16 protein-coding genes are annotated in these 19,653 nt (G+C 72.9%); 6 read left to right on the forward strand and 10 right to left on the reverse strand.

Going from position 1 to position 19,653, the window contains the following annotated elements:
• Positions 1-51: 51 nt before the first annotated feature.
• Entirely contained in the window at positions 52-1,374 is a 1,323-nt protein-coding gene (locus DDJ31_RS38060; protein ID WP_127175880.1) for an LLM class flavin-dependent oxidoreductase, read from the forward strand.
• On the opposite strand, the gene DDJ31_RS38065 is transcribed toward DDJ31_RS38060, so the two are convergent.
• From DDJ31_RS38065 to DDJ31_RS38090, 7 genes are all read right to left on the reverse strand, one after another.
• Positions 1,351-2,559 carry an MFS transporter gene (locus tag DDJ31_RS38065; RefSeq protein ID WP_127175879.1) on the reverse strand — a complete coding sequence of 403 codons (1,209 nt, stop codon included), beginning with the start codon at positions 2,557-2,559 and terminating at the stop codon, positions 1,351-1,353. The genes DDJ31_RS38060 and DDJ31_RS38065 overlap by 24 nt on opposite strands.
• Positions 2,560-2,593: 34 nt before the next feature.
• Positions 2,594-3,085: a cupin domain-containing protein gene (locus tag DDJ31_RS38070; protein ID WP_127175878.1), complete on the reverse strand. Its 492-nt coding sequence runs from the start codon at positions 3,083-3,085 to the stop codon at positions 2,594-2,596.
• A gap of 44 nt (positions 3,086-3,129) precedes the next feature.
• Positions 3,130-4,149, reverse strand: a complete 1,020-nt coding sequence (locus tag DDJ31_RS38075; RefSeq protein ID WP_127175877.1) for a PLP-dependent cysteine synthase family protein — start codon at positions 4,147-4,149, stop codon at positions 3,130-3,132.
• 49 nt (positions 4,150-4,198) lie between these two features.
• Positions 4,199-4,819, reverse strand: coding sequence for a serine O-acetyltransferase EpsC (gene epsC / locus DDJ31_RS38080; RefSeq protein WP_240677927.1), 621 nt, complete (start codon positions 4,817-4,819; stop codon positions 4,199-4,201).
• Between the two features lie 92 nt (positions 4,820-4,911).
• A complete protein-coding gene (locus tag DDJ31_RS38085; protein ID WP_240677926.1) occupies positions 4,912-5,841 on the reverse strand; it encodes a DMT family transporter in 930 nt (309 codons plus the stop codon).
• 88 nt (positions 5,842-5,929) lie between these two features.
• The gene (locus DDJ31_RS39560; RefSeq protein ID WP_240677925.1) at positions 5,930-6,154 is read right to left on the reverse strand and encodes a tautomerase family protein; all 225 of its coding nucleotides are present in this window, start codon (positions 6,152-6,154) and stop codon (positions 5,930-5,932) included.
• Between the two features lie 20 nt (positions 6,155-6,174).
• Positions 6,175-10,128 (reverse strand): amino acid adenylation domain-containing protein, encoded by a 3,954-nt coding sequence (locus DDJ31_RS38090; protein ID WP_240677924.1) that lies wholly within the window; start codon positions 10,126-10,128, stop codon positions 6,175-6,177.
• Between the two features lie 479 nt (positions 10,129-10,607).
• Here DDJ31_RS38090 and DDJ31_RS38095 point away from each other — a divergent pair, with 479 nt between their 5' ends.
• Positions 10,608-11,525, forward strand: coding sequence for a helix-turn-helix transcriptional regulator (locus tag DDJ31_RS38095; RefSeq protein ID WP_164784806.1), 918 nt, complete (start codon positions 10,608-10,610; stop codon positions 11,523-11,525).
• A 33-nt stretch (positions 11,526-11,558) separates the two neighbouring features.
• On the opposite strand, the gene DDJ31_RS38100 is transcribed toward DDJ31_RS38095, so the two are convergent.
• The gene (locus tag DDJ31_RS38100; protein WP_127175874.1) at positions 11,559-12,611 is read right to left on the reverse strand and encodes a transporter substrate-binding domain-containing protein; all 1,053 of its coding nucleotides are present in this window, start codon (positions 12,609-12,611) and stop codon (positions 11,559-11,561) included.
• A 900-nt stretch (positions 12,612-13,511) separates the two neighbouring features.
• Between DDJ31_RS38100 and DDJ31_RS38105 the strand changes: the two genes are divergently transcribed.
• From DDJ31_RS38105 to DDJ31_RS38115, 3 genes are read left to right on the forward strand one after another with little or no spacing between them, the layout of a single operon-like run.
• Positions 13,512-14,042: an EF-hand domain-containing protein gene (locus DDJ31_RS38105; protein WP_127175873.1), complete on the forward strand. Its 531-nt coding sequence runs from the start codon at positions 13,512-13,514 to the stop codon at positions 14,040-14,042.
• Between the two features lie 56 nt (positions 14,043-14,098).
• Positions 14,099-15,919 (forward strand): acyl-CoA dehydrogenase family protein, encoded by a 1,821-nt coding sequence (locus DDJ31_RS38110; RefSeq protein WP_127175872.1) that lies wholly within the window; start codon positions 14,099-14,101, stop codon positions 15,917-15,919.
• Positions 15,912-17,291 (forward strand): cytochrome P450, encoded by a 1,380-nt coding sequence (locus DDJ31_RS38115; RefSeq protein ID WP_240677923.1) that lies wholly within the window; start codon positions 15,912-15,914, stop codon positions 17,289-17,291. Before DDJ31_RS38110 ends, DDJ31_RS38115 begins: the two co-directional genes overlap by 8 nt.
• A gap of 75 nt (positions 17,292-17,366) precedes the next feature.
• Here the strand turns inward: DDJ31_RS38115 and DDJ31_RS38120 are convergent, their stop codons facing one another.
• On the reverse strand, positions 17,367-17,588 hold the full coding sequence (locus tag DDJ31_RS38120) for a hypothetical protein (protein WP_127175871.1): 222 nt from the start codon (positions 17,586-17,588) through the stop codon (positions 17,367-17,369).
• A gap of 45 nt (positions 17,589-17,633) precedes the next feature.
• Positions 17,634-18,305, reverse strand: coding sequence for a TetR/AcrR family transcriptional regulator (locus DDJ31_RS38125; RefSeq protein WP_127175870.1), 672 nt, complete (start codon positions 18,303-18,305; stop codon positions 17,634-17,636).
• 150 nt (positions 18,306-18,455) lie between these two features.
• On the opposite strand from DDJ31_RS38125, the gene DDJ31_RS38130 reads away from it, so the two are divergent.
• Positions 18,456-19,589: an FAD-dependent oxidoreductase gene (locus DDJ31_RS38130; protein ID WP_127175869.1), complete on the forward strand. Its 1,134-nt coding sequence runs from the start codon at positions 18,456-18,458 to the stop codon at positions 19,587-19,589.
• Positions 19,590-19,653: the final 64 nt, after the last annotated feature.

A 19,653-nucleotide genomic window follows, 5' to 3' on the forward strand; every position in this document is an offset into this window, starting at 1 on the left:
CCGAACCCGTTCGCCGCCGCCGTGCGGCGACCCGCGCGTGAGGTGAGAGCCATGTCCCCGTTCGCGCCCCGACCCCAGCTGCATCTGGGGGTGTTCTACCCGGGCGTCGGCGCCCAGCTGATCTGGGACGACCCCGACGCCCTCCCGCACACCGCCGCCGACACCTTCGTCCGGGTCGCCCGGACCCTCGAACGCGGCCTGTTCGACGCCTTCTTCCTCGGCGAGGGGCTGCGGGTGCGGGAGAACCGCGGCCGCGTCTTCGACCTCGACGCCGCCGGCCGGCCCGACGCCATCACCCAGCTCTCCGCCCTCGCCGCCGTCACCGAGCGGATCGGCCTGGTGGCCACCCAGAACACCACCTACAACCACCCCGCGGACCTGGCCCGCCGACTGGCCGGCCTCGACCTGCTCTCCGGCGGGCGGGCCGGCTGGAACGTCGTGACCACCGACAACGCCTGGACCGGCGCCAACTTCCGGCACGGCGGCTGGCTCGCGCACGAGCGCCGCTACGAACGCGCCGACCGATTCATCGACGTCGCCAAGGAGCTGTGGTCGTCCTGGGGCCGGCCCGACGCCACCGTCGAGCGGGACGACGACCTGGTCAGGCTGACCGCCACCGCCACCGTGCCCGGCAGCCCCCAGGGCCGTCCCGTGCTGTTCCAGGCGGGCGACTCCGACGGCGGCCGCGAACTCGCCGCCCGCCACGCCGAAGTGGTCTTCTCCGCCCACACCGAGTACGGCAAGGCACTCGCCTACGCGACCGACCTGCGCGCCCGACTGGCCCGGCACGGACGCCCACCGGACGCGCTGCGCATCCTGCCCGGCGCGGGCGTCGTCCTCGGCGACACCCAGGACGACGCCGTGGAGAAGGCCCGCTGGGTGCGCGAGCAGCAGGTCAACGGAGCCCGCGCGACCGCCTGGCTGGAACAGTACTGGGGCACCGACCTGTCCGCCTACGACCCCGACGGGCCGCTGCCCGACATCGAGCCCACCGCCGACGAACTCGACCCCTCGCGCGGCACCGTCGCGGTCGAGCACCGCACCGGCAAGCTCGCCCTCGTCCAGAAATGGCGGGCGCTCGCCGCCGAACGCGACCTGTCCATCAAGGAGTTGGTGCGGGAGGTCTCCCCGGTCCACCCGACGTTCGTCGGCACCCCGGGCGCCGTCGCCGACGAATGGGCCCGCTATCTGCGCGACGGCGCCGTCGACGGCTTCAACCTCGCCCCGCACACCCTCCCCACCTCCGTGGACGACGTCGTCGACCTGCTCGTCCCGGAACTCCAGGAACGGGGCGTCTACCGCACCGAGTACCGGGGCAGCACCCTCCGCGACCACCTCGGCCTGCCGCCGCTACCGACCGCCGGACGCCCCTGACCGCCGCACGGCCGCGGCGCCCAGGTCGGCCAGGAGGAACACCGTCAGCAGCGCCGCCGTCGCCGGGAAGAGGACGGGCGGGCCGCCCAGGGCCAGTACCGGGCCGCCCAGGAGCGAGCCCGCGCCCGTCCCGGCGTCGAAGGCGATGTTCCACGCCACCCCCGCGAGGACCGGCTCCCCCGACGTCTCCTCCGCCGCCCGCATCGCCAGGACCAGCGTGGCGCTCTGCACCGCCCCGAACCCCACGCCGAACAGCGCGGCACCCCCGAGCAACAGCACCGGCTGATGGGAGGCGGCGCCCGCGGCGGCGCCCACGGCGGTGAGGACGGCGGCCGGCACCAGCACCGGCCGGCCGCCGTGGCGGTCGATGAGCCAGCCCGCGCCGAGCCGGGAGAGCACCGTGGCACCCTGCGCCACCAGCAGCGCCTCGGGCGCGGCCGGCGCCGTCAGCGGCAGGAAGGTGAAGACGACTCCGTACGCCGTCGTCGACGCGAACTCCACGAGCAGCGGCCCGGACAGCGGGCGCAGCGACCGCCAGGTGCCGCGCCGCTTCCGCGGCCGGCCCGCGGCGGCCGGCGGCGCCCCCCGCGGGAAGCCGAAGGCGCCGGCCACCACCAGGGCGGCGGCGCCCGCCGCCAGCGCGAACGTCACCCCGTACGCGCCCCGCCTGGCCAGCGCGATGCCCAGCGGGGCGCCCAGCACACCGGCGACCCCGACCACCGCGCCGTACCAGCCGAGCGCGCGCCCCCGGCTGCCCGGCGGGAACAGCTCCGTCGTGAAGGTGACCCCCGCCACGACGAACACCCCGAACCCCAGCCCCCGCACCGCCGAGAGGACGGCCAGCGCGGGCATCGACGCCGCGACCGGCAGCGCGAGAGCCGGCAGCCCGAGCAGCACGCCGCTCAACGCGAGGGAGCGGCGCCTGCCGAGCCGGGCGAACAGCCGGGGCGTGAACGGCTGCACGGCCAGGGTCGCCGCCATCAGCGTGGCGGTCAGCGTCCCGGCGCCCGCGGGACCCGCGCCCGAGGCGACCGCGTACGCGGGCAGCGCGGAGAGCAGCAGATTGAACCCGGCGAAGCCGCCGAACGCGGCGAGCAGCGCGCCGCCGACCGCCGCCCGCCGCCGCCCGAGGGGCGGAGCGGGCGCGCGGCCGGCGGGCGCGGACGGACCGGCGGGCCTGGTCACCGGGGTACGACCGGGCCCGCGCCACGGGCGCCGGTCAGTGCCGGCCCCAACCGGGAACCGTCCCGTCGACGGTCACCTCGTACTGGTCGTAGCGGGACATCAGGTCGAGCAACTCGTCCTCGGTGGGCCGGTTGCCGTCGGCGTACAGCTCCGCGAGGCCACGGAAGTAGTCCTCGCGGTCCTTGGCCGGGGTGAAGATGATGAGCATGGTGGCCTGGTCCTGGTACGGGTTGCGGAAGCCGTGCGACATGTTCTCGGGCACATTGACATAGGTACCCGGCTTGGCGGGGAAACTGCGTCCGTCGAGGTGGAGTTCCACCGTCCCGTGCAGCACGTAGAACGCCTCCAGCTGCTCCTTGTGTATGTGCGGTGAGGCTCCGGGCGCGCCCGGGTCCATCCGGTGCTCGAAGAGACCGAGGCGGTTGTCGGTCTCCCCTCCGACGGCCTTGAACGTGGTCTGCGTGGTGGTGCCGATCTGCACGGACTCGCCCTCGGCGGGCAGGACGATGCGGGGAAGCTGAGTCATCGTACGGGCTCCTCAATGGGTGGTGGGTGCGGCGGCGGAAACCGTCAGACGGCGCTGTCCTCGGCGGCCGCGGCCGCCTCCAGCCAGGACAGATAGCGCTCGCCCGTGTCGGGGAAGAGGGTCACGAAGGTGTGCCCGGCGTGCTCGGGGCGGGCCGCGAGCACCCGGCAGGCGTGCGCGGCGGCCCCCGAGGAGACGCCGACGAGCAGGCCCTCGGTGCGGGCCAGCAGCCGGCTGGTGTCGAAGGCGGCGGCGTCGGAGACGGTGAGCACCTCGTCGATCAGGTCGGTGTCGGTGGTGTCGGCGACGAACCCGCCGTTGAGGCCGGGGATGCGGTGCAGTCCGCCCCAGCCCTCGCTGAGCACCGGGGAGCGCTCCGGCTCCACCGCCACCACCCGCAGCGCCGGGTGGCGCTCCTTCAGGTAGCGGGCCGTCCCGCTGAGCGTGCCGCCGGTGCCCACCCCGACGACCAGCACGTCGAGACGGCCCCCGGTGTCGGCCCAGATCTCGGGTCCCGTGGTCGCGTAGTGCGCGGCCACGTTGTCGTCGTTCTCGTGCTGGCGCGCGAACCAGGAACCCGGCCTCTCCCGGTGGATCTCCTCGGCCTTCTCGATGGCGGCGGTGTACCCCTCCTCGGCCGGCGTCAGCACCACCTCGGCGCCGAACGCCCGCAGCAGCTGGATCCGTTCCTGGGTGGCGCTGTCCGGCAGCACGATGACGCACGCGTAGCCGCGCGCCGCGCTCAGCGCGGCCAGCGAGATGCCGGTGTTGCCCGACGACGCCTCGACGACCGTGCCGTGGCCCCGGGTGAGCAGGCCGCGCCGCTCGGCCGCCTCGATCATGTAGAGGCCGGTGCGGTCCTTCACGCTGGAGAGCGGATTGGCGCTCTCCAGCTTGGCGTACACGGTCGCGCCCGGGGTGCCGGGATCGATCCGGACCAGCGGGGTGCCACCGACCAGTTCCTCAAGCGAGCCGGCCGGCCGGCGTCCGCCGGGCAGCGGCCCGAGGTCCGCCCCGGAGCCGGGGGGCGCGGTGTCCTGCGGTGGGGAGGTGTTCGTGGTCATCGTCTGCTCCTCGGTCGGCGGTGGACGGTCGGCGACATGCCGTCGCGGATCACCAGTTGGGGAAGGCGGTCGCGGCCGCCGGGGTGCGCGGCGGCGTGCCCGTGGTCACGGCCAGGGCCTGCGGCAGGCGGCGCGGTGCCGGGCGGCGCGGCACGGGACGCCGCGGCCCTGCGGCCGGGGCGAGGACCCGGCTGCCGCTCGGCACGTCCCTGATCACCAGCGCCTGGGCGCCGATGACACTGTCGTCGCCGACGGTCACCGGGCCGAGGACGGTCGCGTTCGCGCCGATCACGACCCGGTCGCCCACCCTCGGGTGGCGCCGGTCGCCGGCCGGCCTGGCCCGGTCGTGCCACCAGCCGGTGGAACCCAGCGTCACCTGGTGGAAGAGCGTCACGTCGTCCCCGATGACGGCCGTCTCGCCGATCACCACCCCCGCGCCGTGGTCCACGAAGAAGCCGCGGCCGATCCGCGCGCCGGGATGGATCTCCACCCCGCCGGACGCCACCCGCGCCGCGTTCGACAGCAGCCGCGCGGTGCGGCGCAGCCCCCTGCGGTGCAGCCGGTGCGCGACCCGGTAGCCCCACACGGCGGGCAGCGCCGGATGCAGCAGGGCCTCACCGCGGCTGAGCACCGACGGGTCCCGGCCCCTGATGGTGTCGAGATCCGCCACGGCCGACCGCAACCAGCCCGGCGCCGCGAGCGCGGACCGCAACCTGCCGACCGGGGGGACCGACCGCGGCCCGCCCGGCGCCGCGCGGCGCCTCACCTGCGTTCCTCCGCCTTGGTCGCCGGCGCGGCGGCCGCCACCGGCGCGTCGGCGGGCGGTGCCGCCTTGGGCGTACGGCGCAACTGGCCGAGCCGGTTCTCCGCGTACCCCATGCCGATCAGCACGATCACCCCGCCGACCAGCAGGTTCCACGACACCGTCTCGCCGAGCGCGATCGCGCCGATCAGGACGGCGGCCACCGGCACGACGTAGTTGACGGCCGAGGCGTTGGTGGCGCCGATGTCGTTGATGAGCCGGAAGTACAGGACGTAGGCGAGGCCGGTGCTGAACAGGCCGAGGAAGAGGATGCTGAGCGTGACCTTCCCGGTGAAGTGCATGGTGTGCCACGTCATGAAGGGCAGCGCGACGGCCATCAGCACGGCGGCGGCGAGGAGTTGGGACGCTGCGGCGGCCAACGGCGCGAGCGCGCGCGGGCTGAGGAACTTGCGGACGTACACATAGCCGGTGGCGTAGCTGAGCGCGGCGCCGAAGCAGGCCGCGCGCCCGGAGAGGGAGCCGGTGGCGTCCGACCACGGGCCGATCACCACGACCACCCCGACGAAGCCGAGCAGCAGCCCGACCGTCTTGCGCGCGGTGGCCCGCTCGGCGGGCAGCGCGGCCGTGGCGATGCCCAGGGTGAGCAGCGGGGTGGCCCCGACCAGCACACCGGCGAGTCCCGCGCCGGTACTGCGCTCGCCGTAGGACAGCAGCAGGAAGGGCAGCACGTTGCCGAACAGGGCGGCGGCCGCCACATGCCCCCACAGGCCGAGGCCCTTGGGCAGCCCCACCCGGCGCAGCGCCGCCAGGGCCAACAGGACGACGGTGCCCAACAGCAGCCGGGCCAGCACCAGCTGACCGGGCGTCAGACCGTGCAGGGACGCTTTGATGAAGGTGAAGCTGCTGCCCCACAAGGCGGCTTGGAGCAAAAATCGTGCGACGGTCGCGTTCTTCACAGGAGGTGTCCTTCGATGAGTGAGCGGTGCGTGTGCTGCCGGCCAGGCCGCGTACGGGGGATCAGTAGGCCGGCGACTTCACCAGGAGGTCGGCGCGGCCGACGATCCGCGGTGCGTAGACCTGGTCCTGCCAGTCGTCGGGGGCGACCGGTTCGAGGGCGATCGACACGGCGCCCTCCTCGACCTCGAAGGCGGCGGTCACCGCCTCGGTGACGGCGGCGACGAGGGCGGCCCTGCGCCCCGCGTCGAGCTCCTTGGGGAAGTGCTGGACGGTGATGTGCGGCATACGGGTTCTCCTCCGGGGGGTCAGTGGTCGTGCAGCCTGCGGATCGCGGCGGCCAGTTCCCGCACGCCCGGCTCGCGCAGCAGCCCGTAGTGGTCGGCGTCCAGGGAGACCGTCACAGGGGGCCGCGCCGACCAGCCGGTCGCGCCCTCGATGAACGAGTAGTCGTCGCCGTCGGCCTTGAAGACCCGCACCGGCGCGCTGATCCGGCGTTCGAGCAGCTCCTCGAAGGTGTACTCGAAGCGGTAGGTCAGCCGGACGATGTCGATGATCCGCCGCACCAGTTCGGGTCCGAGGTGCGGACGGCGCTCGGTGATGAAGCGGGCGAACGCGTCCTGGTCGGTGGCCGCCGCGAGGCACTCCGCCAGCTCGGGTCCGTCGATACGGCCGGCGAACACCGAGTAGAGGATGGTCAGGAACGCGCTGTCGCCCCACTCCGCCGGGCTCGCCAGGGCCGCTCCCACCGGGGCGTCCGCCGCGCCGGCGACCGCCGCCACGGGGGTGTCCTGGCGGGGCGCGCGGCCGGCCGGGACGCGCGGTGAGCCGGGGGCGATCAGCTGGAGCCGGTCGACGCGGTGCCCGGCCGACTCCAGCTGGTACGCGGTCTCGAAGGCGACCCGCGCGCCGAAGGAGTAGCCCCACAGCGTGTACGGGCCTCGCGGCTGGGAGCGCAGGATCAGCTCCGCGTCGGCCGCCGCCATCTCCCGGATCGTCGGATGGGGGATCTCGCCCGCGTTGACGCCATGGGCCTGCACTCCCAGGAAGGGCCGGTCGCCGCCCAGTTCGGCGGCGAGGGCGCGCAGGTTCATCGGGTAGCCGCCGAGCCCCGGCCAGCAGTAGACGGGCCGCCCGGTCGCCGAGCCGTCCGGGGTCCGCAGCGGCACCAGCCGGGACGGCCCGGCCTGCGCGCCGCGGTGTCCCGCGCGTGCCTCGTCCAGGGCGCGGGCCAGCTTCTCCACGGTCGGGGAGGCGAAGACGACCTGGAGCGGCAGCGCGGTGCCGAACTCCTTGTTGAGCCGGTTGACGAGCGCCACCGCGACCAGCGAGTTCCCGCCGGTCTCGAAGAAGTCGTCGAACACCGACGCCTCGTCCCGGTGCAGCAGGAGGCGCCAGAGCGCGGCGACCCGCTCCTCGGTGCCGGTGCGCGGCGCGACGAACGGCCGGTCGGCGGGGCGCCCGGCGCCCGGGTCGAGGCGCTCCAGGGCACGGACGTCGATCTTGCCGTTCGGGGTCAGCGGCAGGGCGTCGAGCACCGTGACCCGGTTGGGCACCATGTAGTCGGGCAGGAACGCCGCCAGATCGTCCTTGACCATCTCGGCGGGGCCGCGCATGTGCACGACGTCCTCCCGCATCCCCTCACTGCGCCGTTGCTCGTCACTGACCCGGCCGCCGACGAAGAAGTACGAAGGGCCCGTCGGCCGACCCGCCCCGGTGAGGATCCCCTCGATCCGCCGCGCCGACGGCAGCGGGTTGCCGCTCTTGGAGCTGTAGCCGGCGGACATGAACCCGAGCCCCAGATCGTTGAGTTGGAGGCGTTGCAGCTCCCGGCCGAGCGCCACGTAGCGCAGCCACTCGGGGCCGGCCGGGCTGATCACGCTGATCCCGAGGCCCGCCCGGTCGTACACCTCCTGGTTGATGGCGATGACGTGCTTCTTCAGCACCCGCTCGGCGCTCAGCGGCCGCAGATCGCCGTCGGTGTAGGCGTACTGGCCGGCCGGCAGCCCGGTCACCCGCCCGGGGTGGGCCTGGACGTAGGTGTCGACGGCGGGGGTGCCGGGCAGGTCGCTGTCGAGCGGGACCAGCCGGAAGCTGCCGAGGTAGAAGTCCTCCTCGGGGACGGCGAGGGGGCCGCGGACCGCGGGGTCGTGGACGTCCGGCACCACCCGCAGCCCGAGGCCGGGCAGCACCTCGTCGAAGAGGCCGAGGATGTGCCCGGTCTCGATCTCCAGGACCTCCTGGATGTTGTTGCGGTAGACCGGTTCGATCGCCGCCCGTCGGCCCGTGAGGTGCAGCCGCACCCCCGGCCGGCCGGTCGCGGCCCGCCGGGCGAGCAGCACGAGCCGGTGGTCGACGGGGTGGTAGTAGGAGAAGCCCGTGGGCAGCCCGGCGACCCCCTCGTGCTCCAGGTGCAGCTGGGTCGCGTAGAGCGAACCGGGCGAGGCGTACCCGTACTTGGGCAGCAGCCGCTCCCCGCTGCGGTACTGGCCGAAGTGGCGCAGCAACTGCCCCCACTCGGCCAGGTCCAGCTCCTCGGGCCCGCGGGCGGCGGCACCCGGCACCCGGCGGGCCAGCACCCGCAGGACGTCGTCCTTGCTGAGGGCGCCGCCCTCGAAGAACCGGTACGTCTTGCGCCCGAACACCAACGCCCGCTGCCGCGCGGTGGGTTCGGCGCCGGGCAGCGCGACGGCCGGCAGCCCGCGCAGCTCCTGGGGGCCGCGCACCCCCGCGTCGGAGAGCTGCGCCCGCACCTGGAGCTTGCCCGCCTTGGACTGGTGGTGGGCGCCGTGGTTGCCCTGGTCCATCAACGCGGCCTCGGCCGGGTCGAGTTCGATGAACGACAGCAGGTTCTGGTGGCCGGTCGCGGGATCGTCGGCGACGATGACGGCGGCCTTGCGGACCCAGCTGTGGGTCTCGATGCGCAGCCGCACCTCGTCCAGTTCGACGCGGTAGCCGCGCAGTTTGACCTGGGTGTCGGCGCGGCCGACGTACTGCACGCTGCCGTCGGTGTTCCAGTAGGCGAGGTCACCGGTGCGGTACAGCCAGCCGCCGTGCCCGCGCGCCGCGTACGGACTGTGCACGAAGCGGTCGGCGGTGAGGTCGGGGCGCAGCAGGTAGCCGCGGGTGAGCTGGGCGCCGCCGACGTACAGTTCGCCGATCTCGCCCGCCGTCACCGGGGTGCGGCGGTCGTCCAGGATCAGGTACTCGGTGTTCGCCGCCGGGGTGCCGATGGACACCGCGCGCGGGCCCTCCCGCAGGGCCGCCGGATCGACCGTGTGCGACGAGGAGTTGATGGTGCACTCGGTCGGCCCGTAGAGGTTGACGAGCGAGACGTGCGGGAGCGCCTGTGTGCAGCGCAGCGCCAGGTCGCGGGAGAGGACCTCGCCCCCGCTGAAGATCTGCTCCAGGGACCCGAACAGCTCCGGCTCCTCGGTGTCGAGGAGCGCCTGGAGCAGGGTCGGCACGCACTGGAGGGTGGTGATCCGGTGCCGCGCTATGTGGGCGGCGATCTTGTCCGGGTCGCGGTGCAGGCCGGGTTCGCCGAGGACTACGGTGGCGCCGCAGGCCGGTGCGAGCAGCTCCCACTGGGCGGCGTCGAAGCTGGTCGGCGTCTTCTGCAGCACCCGGCGACGGGCGTCGAGGCCATGTCTCTCGTGCAGCCAGCGCAACTGGTTGGCCAGCGCCCGGTGTTCGATCATCACGCCCTTGGGCTGCCCGGTGCTGCCCGAGGTGTAGATGACGTACGCCAGGTGGTGGGGCCTCGGCCCTTCGGCGGGGGCGCCGGCGTGCCGGGCGCCGCCGGGGTGGGCGAGCGCGTGCGCCCGCGCGTCGTCGAGGGTGATCAGCCGGGTCGACGGCGGCGCCAACTCCCGCATCCGCTCCCGCAGTTCGGGCTGGACGAAGACGACGGAGGCCCGGGAGTCCTCGATCATGAAACGCAGGCGTTCGGGCGGGTAGTCGGGGGAGAGCGGCAGATAGGCGCTGCCGGCCTGGAGGATGCCCCAGGTGCCGAGGGCGAGGTCGTAGGACGGCGCCGCGAACACGCCGACGCGGTCGTCGGCCGAGGCGCCTAGGTGGCGGAGGTAGGCGGCCACGACGGCGCTGTCGTCGGCGAGCCGGCGGTAGGTGAAGGTGCTGTCCCCGTGCACGACGGCGATGCCGTCCGGGTGTGAGCGCACGCGCTCGGCCAGCAGTTCGGGGATCGTCTCACCGGCCCCGGCGGTCGTGATGCGGACGTCTTCGAGTTCCGTGGTGGGCATGGTCCCGGCTTTCGGTGTGAAGGAAGCGCGGACGGCGTCAGGCGCGGCTCCGTGGCGGATCACCGGTGCCGTCCATTCCCGTCGCCGAGTCCGGCGACCGTGCGGGAGAAACAGACACGCGGTTCGTTCGGAAACAACGGGTGAGCGGCGGCGGTGCATCACCGGAATACCGGGTTCCGTCCGCTGGGATTCTTTCTCCTGGGTCGGGAAACGAGTCGGTCCGTCTCCGGTAGGAACCCGAAGACGGATCGAAAGTGGCTGGATTCAATTCCCTGTGAATCTTGCCCGCGGGGGCCACTTGTTTTCAACTACTCCCAGCCGTCATCATGTTGCAGACAGCAAACTGCAAGGGGGGCAAAGTGGGCATACTGCATTCGACCGGCGTGCAGGGAGCGGAATCCGGCCTGACGCCGGAGCATCTGCGCGTCTACCGATGGGCGCTCTCGCGCCCGTTTGTTTCGGTCTCAGAAACAGCGGATGTGCTGGGTTTAACGGAGAGCGAGGCACGACAGGCCGTCGAGTATCTGGAACAGGCGCATCTGATGGAGAAACACGACGAGCGGGGTGCGCCGCCCGGCGCACCCCGCGAACCCGCCCGGGAAACCCGCTGGCGCATTGTCAACCCGCAGATCGCCGCCTCCCGACTGGCCGCCTCGGAATCACGGCTGCGACAGTCCGTCGTCGCGCTGGGGGAATCACGTCGACAACTGGACGAACTCTTCGACGTCTATTCAGTCCTCGACGGACGGAGAACACCCCGGCATTCCGTCGAGGTGTTCGCCGGGCTCTTGGCGGTGGCGGCCCTCACCGACCGGGCGGCCCTCGCCTGCGAACGGGAGGCGGTCAGCTGCCGGCCCGAAGGGCCGCCGCCCGGCGCACCGTCGGACCCGGAGGCGGCCCGTGATCTCGCGCTGCTCGCCCGCGGGGTGCGGCTGCGCGTCCTGTACCGGCACTCCGCGCGCCACCACCCGCCGCTCAGGGCGCACCTGGAGCAGCTCGTGGCGGCCGGCGCCGAGGTCCGCACCACCCCCGAACCCTTCGGAGCACTGACCGCCTACGACCGCTCCGTCGGATTCATCCCGCACCACACGCTGCCCGAAGGCACCGCCGTGATCAGGGACCCCTCCACCCTCGCCTTCCTCCACCGGGTCTTCGACCAGAGTTGGGACGTCGCGGCGCCCTTCGACGGACCGCCCGGCGCGGCGGTGCAGTGCGAGCAGCACGACACGATCCTGCGGCTGCTCAGCGAAGGCGCCCGCGACGAGACGATCGCCCGCCGCCTCGGCATGTCGCTGCGCACCTGCCGCCGCCACATCGCCGAGGCGTTCAAGGAGATGGGCGCGCAGAGCCGCTTCCAGGCCGGATATCTGACAGGGCGCGGCGGCCGGACGGGGTGAGCGCATTCCCCGGCCGGCCGCCGCGCCCCTCGATCAGGAATTGCTCAGCGGCAGTCCGGGCGGATTCACCTTCGACGTCTCCACCGCTTCGTTGGAGAGATTCCACGCCGCCAGCCACTTCGCGTACTGGCCGTGCTCGATGAGGTAATTGATGGCCTCGGCGATCGGCTCGGCCAGGCCGCTGCCCGCCTTCGTGGTCGCGGCGATCAGACCCTGGAGCGTCCCGCCCGCACCGGAGAACTTGCCCGCGTTACGGGTCGGGTTCGGGGTCTTCGCGGACTGGGTGACGTGGTAGGAGATCGACGGGTTGGGACCGAAGAAAGCGTCGATCTTCCCGCCGGCGAGGGCCAGATAGGTGCTGTTGTTGTCCGGGTAGCGCTTGACGGTCAGCTTCTTGCCCTCGCCCTGGAGCTTCTTCTGCCATTCCAGGAGAATCTTCTCCTGGTTGGTCCCCGCGCCCACGGCCACGGTCTTCCCGGCCAGCGCCTCGTAATCCCCGGTGAAGCTCCACTTGTTGCTGTCGAGAACCTCGAACGCGAGATTGTCCTGACGGTAGGACGCGAAGTCGTACTTCTTCTTCCGCTCCTCGGTGACGGTGATGTTCGAGAAGCCCACGCTCGTCTTGCCGCTGTCGATGCCGACGAACAGGTTCTCCCACGTCGAATTCCGCAGTTCGGGTTCGAGCCCGAGCACCGCCGCGACCAGCCGCCCGAAGTCCGGCTCCACCCCGGTCAGGGTCTTCTGGTCGTCACCGATGTAGTTCAACGGCGTCGAACCCGCCGGCAGCGCCCCGATCCCGATGACCAGCTTGCCGCCGCCGCTCACGGACTTGGGGAGCTTGGCCCTGATGGCGGCGACCTCGGACACCTTGATCGCCGTCTCCTTCGCGGCGCCGTTGGAGCTGCGCCCGATGGTCACGGCGTGCGACGACTGCCCGGCTCCGGCCGAGGTGTCGGCGTCGCTGTCGCCGCCGCACGCGGTCAGGGACGACGCGAGAGCGAGGGCGGCGGTCCCCACGGCGATACCGCGCAGAAGGGTCCCGGGCGACCGCAGGCTGCCTGGAACCCGCTGGATGAGCTTGTGCATGACTGTCCTTGAGAAGCGAGGTACGTCCCGGGCGACTGCGCCGGGCGGTCGGAAGAAGGGGGGAGCGCGGGAAGCGGTGGGGGAGCGCGCCGAGCGGACGGGGGAGAGGGCGGCGGTGCGTGCGCCGGTTCCCGCCGGCGCGCGGGGCGGGACCGTCACCGGGAACGCCTCACCGCGCCCCGGCGTTTTCGAGCCTCGGGGCAGGTGCCGGCGGGCGGTGCGGTGGGCGCGGCCGGCCGACCGGCCGGGAGGGGCGGCGGTCCGTGACTCCGGTCGCCCTGCGGGTCGCCCGGGGTGTCAGCGCCGGGCGGGGAGGCTCCGGCGTGTCACGGCCGGGCGCACGTACAGCGGACGTCGTCGGCGCCCGGCGGCCGGACGCAGCCGCCGGGGAGCGTCGAAGCACGGCGGCCACAGCGCCGTACGACCGTCCCGGTACCTGCTGCGAACATGTGCCACCCTCGCCGGTCCGCCCCCGTGGGGGCTCGGATGCCTGATCGAACATCTGCCCGCCTGTCGGGGCAGCGCGGCAAAACTGACATGCCCGGAAGGTGAAGTCAACGCCGCCGACGGCTCCCGCCCGGCTGCCGGGGGATTGTTCATGGTCGCGCAACATCGGCGCAGCAAAAGCGAGTTGGCCGTCACAGACGACCGGTGAGAGCGGGGCCGGCGCGGGCGGCGGCCGGCCCTCGGGCGCTCGCGGGCGGGGCGCGGGGACCGAACGGTTTTCGAAACCGCCGTCGCCCCGCGGAAATCGAAGATCATCTGGCTGGATATCGCTTACGACGTCACTCACACGGTGCTTTTTTCACTCGAACGGGAGCTTCCTCTGGGGTGGTTTCAGCGGTTTGGCCATCGATACCCTCAACCCCATCTCGGGAAGACAGCGGATCTGGAGGAACCGTGGGTGAATTGCTGGACTGGAAATACGAAAGGCTGTTCTCCTTGCTGGATGCCAACAGCGACGGTGTCATTGCCCAGGACGACTTCACGCTGATGGCCGGGCGCGTCCTCGAAGCCACCGGAGAGCAGCGCACGGCGAAGGGCGAGGCCTACAAGGGCGCGATGATGAACTACTGGCTGTCGCTGCGGCAGACCGCCGACGCCGACGGCAACGGCCGGGTCGACAAGAACGAGTTCCGGTCGGCGCTGAGGAGAGTGAGCGTCGACTTCGACACCCTCATCGGCCCGCTCTACCAGGCCGGATTCCGCCTCGCCGACCGAGACGGCGACGGCCTCGTCGCCCGCCAGGAGTTCACCACCGTCCTCGTCGCCATCGGCGTCCCCGCCACCCAGGCCGAGTCCGCCTTCGACGGCCTCGCCGACCAGGACGGCCGGCTGACGGAGAGCCGGCTCATGCACGCGGCCGGGGTCTTCTACCGCGACGAGAACCCCGACAATTCCGCCAGCCATCTCCTTTTCGGAGCATCGTGATCTCCACCGCGGCGGTGGTGATAGCAGGTACGGAAGGAGACCTCCACACCGACGACATGCCCCTTCTTCCTAATCGTGCCCAGGCGTCCCGACTCACCGACCTCCTCTTCGCCGGACGATTCGACGACCTCCACCGCCCCTGGACGGAACTCCTGCGCCGGGAGATATTCCGCTACCGCGACGGCATGTCACCCGACGCCCGTGCCGAACTGGCCTACGAGCGGCTGCGGATCGTCAACCGGAGCATCGACTCCGTCGAGGACCTGGTGACGGACACCAGCCGTCTGGTGGCGCTGCACGAGTGGCTCGGCGTGGTCGACGGCACGCTCACCACGCTGGCCACCGTCCACTACAACCTGTTCCTGGGAAGCCTCATCGGCCTCGACCCGCACGGCAAGGTCGACCGCACCCCCTTCACCACGCTCCGCCAGTACGGCACCGTCCTCATCACCGAACTCGGCTACGGCAACAACGCGGCCCATCTGGAGACCACCGCCACCCACCACCCCGACACCGACACCTTCGTGCTGACCACCCCCTCGCGGGACGCCCAGAAGTTCATGCCGAACACCGGGCCGGCGGGCGGCGACAAGACCGGCCTGGTCGCGGCCCGGCTGATCGCGCAGGGCCAGGACTGCGGCGTCTTCCTGTTCATGGTCCCGCTGCGCGACGAGCACGGACCGCTGCCCGGCATCCGGATACGCGCCCTCTCCCAGACGCCCGGGTCGGCTGTCGACCACGCCATCACCTCCTTCGACCACGTACGCCTCGACCGCTCGGCGCTGCTGACCGGCGACCACGCGGACCTGGCCCCCGACGGCACCTTCGAGAGCCCGATCCGCAACCGCCGGCACCGGTTCCTGCGCTCCATCCACCGCGTCACCACCGGCAAGCTCTGTCTCGCCGCCGCCGCGCTCTCCGGTGCCCGCGCCACCCTCACCATCGCGGTGCGCCACGCCCACCGGCGGCACACCTCGGCCCCCGGCAGCCCCAGCCACGTCCCCGTCTTCGCCCACCGCGGCCACCAGAGCAGGCTCCTCGCCGCCACGGCCGGCGCCTACGCGGCGACCTTCCTGATGCGGGACATCATCAGGCGCCGCTCCGACCCGGACGACCCGCACCCCGTCGAGACCGAGGTGCTCGTCCCGATCGCCAAGGGCTGGGTCACCTGGCAGGCCCGGGACATCGTGACCGAGTGCAGGGAGCGCTGCGGCGCCCAGGGGCTGCTGTCGGCCAACCGCATCGTCGATCTGCTCACGCCGATCGAGGGCGCCATCACCGCCGAGGGCGACAACCTCGTCATCTGGACGAAGGCCGCCGCCGACCTGCTGACCGGCCGCGGCTACGACCCGCCCGAGCCGCCCCGGGCCCGGCCGGTCGACCCGGGCGACCCCGCCGCCGTGCAGGATCTGCTCGTCCACCACGAACTGACCTGCCTCACCCGGGCCCGCGACCGGCTCGCCGAGCCCGCGGCCGACCCGCTGGAGCGCTGGAACCACGCCGTCGACCCGGCCCTCGAACTGGTCGACGCCTACGTGACCCGACGCGCGGCCGAGGCGTTCCGCGCCGCGGTCCGCCGCCTCACGGATCCGGCCACCCGCACCCTCCTCGAACAGGTGCTCCACCTCTTCGTGCTGGAGGCCCTCACCGCGCACACCGGCCCGCTGCTGGCCGACGGCCACCTGACCGCCGACACCGTCCGCGCCCTGCCCGAGACCGTCGAGCGGCTGCGCACCCGGCTCGCCCCCCACGCCCTCACCCTGGTGGAGGCGTTCGCCGTCCCCGACACGATTCTGGAGGCACCGATAGCCACCGACCGCTATGCCAGGACCTATGACGACCCCCACGGCCCGTGGCAGTCGAAGCCGAGTGAGTGAACCCGAAGTCCAGCAGGAGCACCGCCGCGACATGAACATCGCGTTCACCCGGGAACCCGCCTGGGATCCCCGCCTCTTCCCGCCTGCCAGCCGCACCCCCCGCTCCGTGCAGACCGCGCGGATGCTGATGGACCCGCAGGGGTACGCGCGCACGCTGCGACAGCGGCTGGGGCCCGTCTTCTCCCTGCGCACGCTCCCCTACCGGGGTGCCCTGGTCTGCGCCGCCGACGCCGCGACCAACCGCGCGGTCCTCACCGACCACGAGCGGTTCACCGGCGGCGACGCCACCGCCCTGCTCGCACCCGCGGTCGGCGCCAAGTCCCTGATCTGCACGCCCCCGCCCCGGCATCTGAGCCACCGCAGACTGCTGCTGCCGCCCTTCCACGGCCAGCGCATCGCCGGCTGGAACCAGCGGATCAGGGACCTCGTCCAGCGCGAACTGGCCGACCTGGTGACGGGGCACGCCGTGCCGGTCCGCCCCTGGGCGCAGCGGCTGACGCTCGACGTCATCCTGAACGTCGTCTTCGGCCTGACCGACCCGGTGCGGACGGCGGCCTTCCGGCGCGCGCTGAACGCGTTCGTCGGGATGGACAACCTCGCCGTGCTGTTCCTGCCCGAGCCGCTGCGGCGCGACCTCGGGCCGTTCTCACCCGGTGGCCGGTTCCACCGTCTGCGCGCGACCGTACGGCACCTGACCCGACGGGAGATCGCCGACCGCAGGGCCAGGCCCGAGAACCACGGGCGCGACGACGTGCTCTCCACCCTGCTTCAGCAGCGCGACGAGGACGGCAACCCACTGGACGACACGCAGATCCTGGACGAGCTGACCGGCCTGGTCCTCGCCGGGTACGAGACCACGGCGACCACCATCGCCTGGACCCTGCATCTGCTCGCCCACCACCCCGCCGCCCGCGACGACCTGATCGCCGACCTCGACGCCGGCTCGGACCGGGTGCTGAGGGCCGCCGTCAAGGAGTCGGGCCGGCTGCGGCCCGCCGTGTACAACGCGATGCGCACCGCCGCGTACGACACGGAGCTGGGCGGCCATCCGGTTCCGCGCTACGCGTTCGTCGCGGCGCTGTTCCCGTTGACCCACCTCGATCCCGCGCTGTGGCCCGAGCCCGACGCGTTCCGGCCCGAACGCCATCTGGGCGCCACCGCGACGCCCTACACGCTGACCCCGTTCGGCGGCGGCCTCAGACGCTGTATCGGGGTGTCGCTCGCCCACCTGGAGATCGACACCGTCCTCACCGAGATCCTCGCCACCGCCGTCCCCGAGCCGGTGGGCCCCCCGGAGCGGGCCCGCCTGCTGTCGGTCACCCTCGTCCCCGCCCGGGGCGGCCGGGTCAGATTCAGGGTCAGGGGGCGCTGAGAGGAGCGGACGACGGTCCGGGCGGAGCCGAACCGCGCGTCATCGCTGGGGAGTCCGCCCGTCAGGCGTCAGGTGTCAGGCGTCAGGGTCCTGGTCCTCGGGCGGGAGCACCGTGTGCCCCTCCGACCAGTGGTTCACCCAGCCGCAGTGTCCGCACGCGTACCGCCCGTCGATGCCCGAGATGCCGCTGCCGCAGCGTCGGCACTCGGTGTGGGTGATCTCCTGCCCGGCGAGGAACTCCGCTGCCGCCACGGCCTGGCGCGGGGTCGGCCGGCTGTGCTGGGGATGCCTGCTCATTGCCTCGACTGTAGTGGGCGGTGCCCCGCGGGGGCGCCGGGCGGCTCAGGGGCGGCCTGCGATCCCGGTGAGGATGAGGTCGATCCCGGCGGCGAACTCGGCCCGGTCGTCGTGTCCGCGCAGCTGCTCGGTGACGCTCCGGGTGAACGCGTACTCCTCGGGGTCGAGTTCGGCCCAGGTTCCGGCCACGCGGTCGAGGTGGGCGGCGCGGTCGGTGCCGGGCTCGACCCTGCGGGTGTTGGCGGCGTTCTGGCCGGCCACGCCGAGGATGTAGTTCATCAGTGTGGAGGCCGCCGTGAACTGCGCGGACTCCGGCACCCCGAGCGCCCGCACCTGCCGTCCGATCCGCTCGAAGAGCGGCAGCGTGGGTGAGTGCGACGCCGTGCTCACCAGGTGCGCGCCGACCCACGGATGGACGTCGAGCGCGTCGAACACCCCGAGCGCCAGGGCGCGGACGGCGTCCCGCGGTGTCGCCCGGAGGTCGTCGGCGGCCAGCGCCCCGCCGATGACGGCGTCGGTGGCGGCGGCGAGGAGTTCGCTCTTGCCCGTGACGTGCCAGTAGATCGCCCCCGGGCCGGTCGCGAGCCGTTCGGCGAGGGCGCGGAAGGTGAGCCCGCTCTCGCCCACCGAGTCGAGCAGCTCGACGGCGGCCGCGACGATGCGCTCACGGGAGAGCGGTTCCTGCCGTCGCTCCGGACGGCGCGTCCTGGTTGCCATGCGGCCATCCTAACCGGCATGGAACATCGTTCCAGCTTGACAGGACGTGGAACGGCGTTCCACTGTGGAGGTGCTGGAACGACGTTCCAGAGCGGTCGGCGGGGTGTCACCGGCCGACCGGCCACCCCCGGGAACAGGAGGCGACCACGCGTGAACACGCCGGTCACGATCATCGGTGCGGGGCTCGGCGGGCTGACGCTCGCCCGCGTGCTGCACGTTCACGGCATCCCCGCCACCGTCCACGAGGCGGAGGCGTCACCGACCGCCCGCAGCCAGGGCGGCCTCCTCGACATCCACGAGCACACCGGCCAGTCCGCGCTCAGGGCCGCCGGGCTGTTCGAGGAGTTCCTCGGCGCCGTCCACCAGGGCGCCGAGGCGTCGCGGATCGCCGACAGGAACGGGAAGATCCTGCTCGACGAGGCCGACGACGGCACCGGCGGACGCCCGGAGACACCGCGCGCCGCCCTCCGGCAGATCCTCATCGACGCCCTGCCCGCCGGCACGATCCGCTGGGGGCACAAGGCCACCGGGGCCAGGACCCTCGGGGACGGCCGGCACGAGGTGACGTTCGCCGACGGCACGACCGTCGCGGCCGATCTGCTCGTCGGCGCGGACGGGGCGTGGTCGCGGATCCGCCCGCTGCTCTCCGACGCCACCCCCGCCTACATCGGCAGGTCCATGATCGAGACGTATCTCCTCGACGCCGACACCCGCCACCCGCACAGCGCCCGCACCGTCGGTGACGGCTCGTTCGCCGCCCTCGCCCCCGGCAAGGGCATCTCCGCCCACCGCGAACCGAACGGCGTCCTGCACACCTACGTCACCGTCGACAGGCCGCGGGAGTGGCTCGATGCCATCGACTTCACCGACGCCGAGGCCGCCAGGGCGCGGATCGCCGCCGAGTTCGACGACTGGGCCCCCGAACTCACCGCCCTGATCACCGAGGGCGAGACCACACCGGTCCCGCGCACCGTCAACACCCTGCCGACCGACCACCGTTGGGACCGCGTCCCCGGAGTGACCCTGCTCGGGGACGCCGCCCACCTGATGCCACCGTCGGGCGAGGGAGCCAACCTCGCCATGTACGACGGCGCCGAACTCGCCCTCGCCCTCGCCGCGCACCCCGGCGACACCGAGGCCGCGCTCGCCGCCTACGAGGAGGCACTGTTCCCGCGCAGCGCCGCCGCCGCCGTCGAGGCACTGCACGTCCAGTGGCTCTGCCACGGCGACGAGGCCCCGTACGGACTCGTCGCCTTCTTCACCGGCGCGGGACAGGGCGGATGACGGACACGGCGCCCGCCGGCGCCACCCGGTGGTGAAAGGGTCACGGCCGAGCGGGCGTCCGCCT

The organism is Streptomyces griseoviridis, from assembly GCF_005222485.1.
Lineage (GTDB): Bacteria > Actinomycetota > Actinomycetes > Streptomycetales > Streptomycetaceae > Streptomyces > Streptomyces hintoniae.

What these genes read in the sequence shown, in the direction of transcription:
- DDJ31_RS38125 (WP_127175870.1), bottom strand. Translation starts at nt 18,305, where the DNA reads ATGGCAACCAGGACGCGCCGTCCGGAGCGACGGCAGGAACCGCTCTCC.
- DDJ31_RS38090 (WP_240677924.1), bottom strand. Translation starts at nt 10,128, where the DNA reads ATGCCCACCACGGAACTCGAAGACGTCCGCATCACGACCGCCGGGGCC.
- DDJ31_RS38075 (WP_127175877.1), bottom strand. Translation starts at nt 4,149, where the DNA reads ATGACCACGAACACCTCCCCACCGCAGGACACCGCGCCCCCCGGCTCC.
- DDJ31_RS38110 (WP_127175872.1), top strand. Translation starts at nt 14,099, where the DNA reads ATGCCCCTTCTTCCTAATCGTGCCCAGGCGTCCCGACTCACCGACCTC.
- DDJ31_RS38070 (WP_127175878.1), bottom strand. Translation starts at nt 3,085, where the DNA reads ATGACTCAGCTTCCCCGCATCGTCCTGCCCGCCGAGGGCGAGTCCGTG.
- DDJ31_RS39560 (WP_240677925.1), bottom strand. Translation starts at nt 6,154, where the DNA reads ATGCCGCACATCACCGTCCAGCACTTCCCCAAGGAGCTCGACGCGGGG.
- DDJ31_RS38100 (WP_127175874.1), bottom strand. Translation starts at nt 12,611, where the DNA reads ATGCACAAGCTCATCCAGCGGGTTCCAGGCAGCCTGCGGTCGCCCGGG.
- DDJ31_RS38060 (WP_127175880.1), top strand. Translation starts at nt 52, where the DNA reads ATGTCCCCGTTCGCGCCCCGACCCCAGCTGCATCTGGGGGTGTTCTAC.
- DDJ31_RS38120 (WP_127175871.1), bottom strand. Translation starts at nt 17,588, where the DNA reads ATGAGCAGGCATCCCCAGCACAGCCGGCCGACCCCGCGCCAGGCCGTG.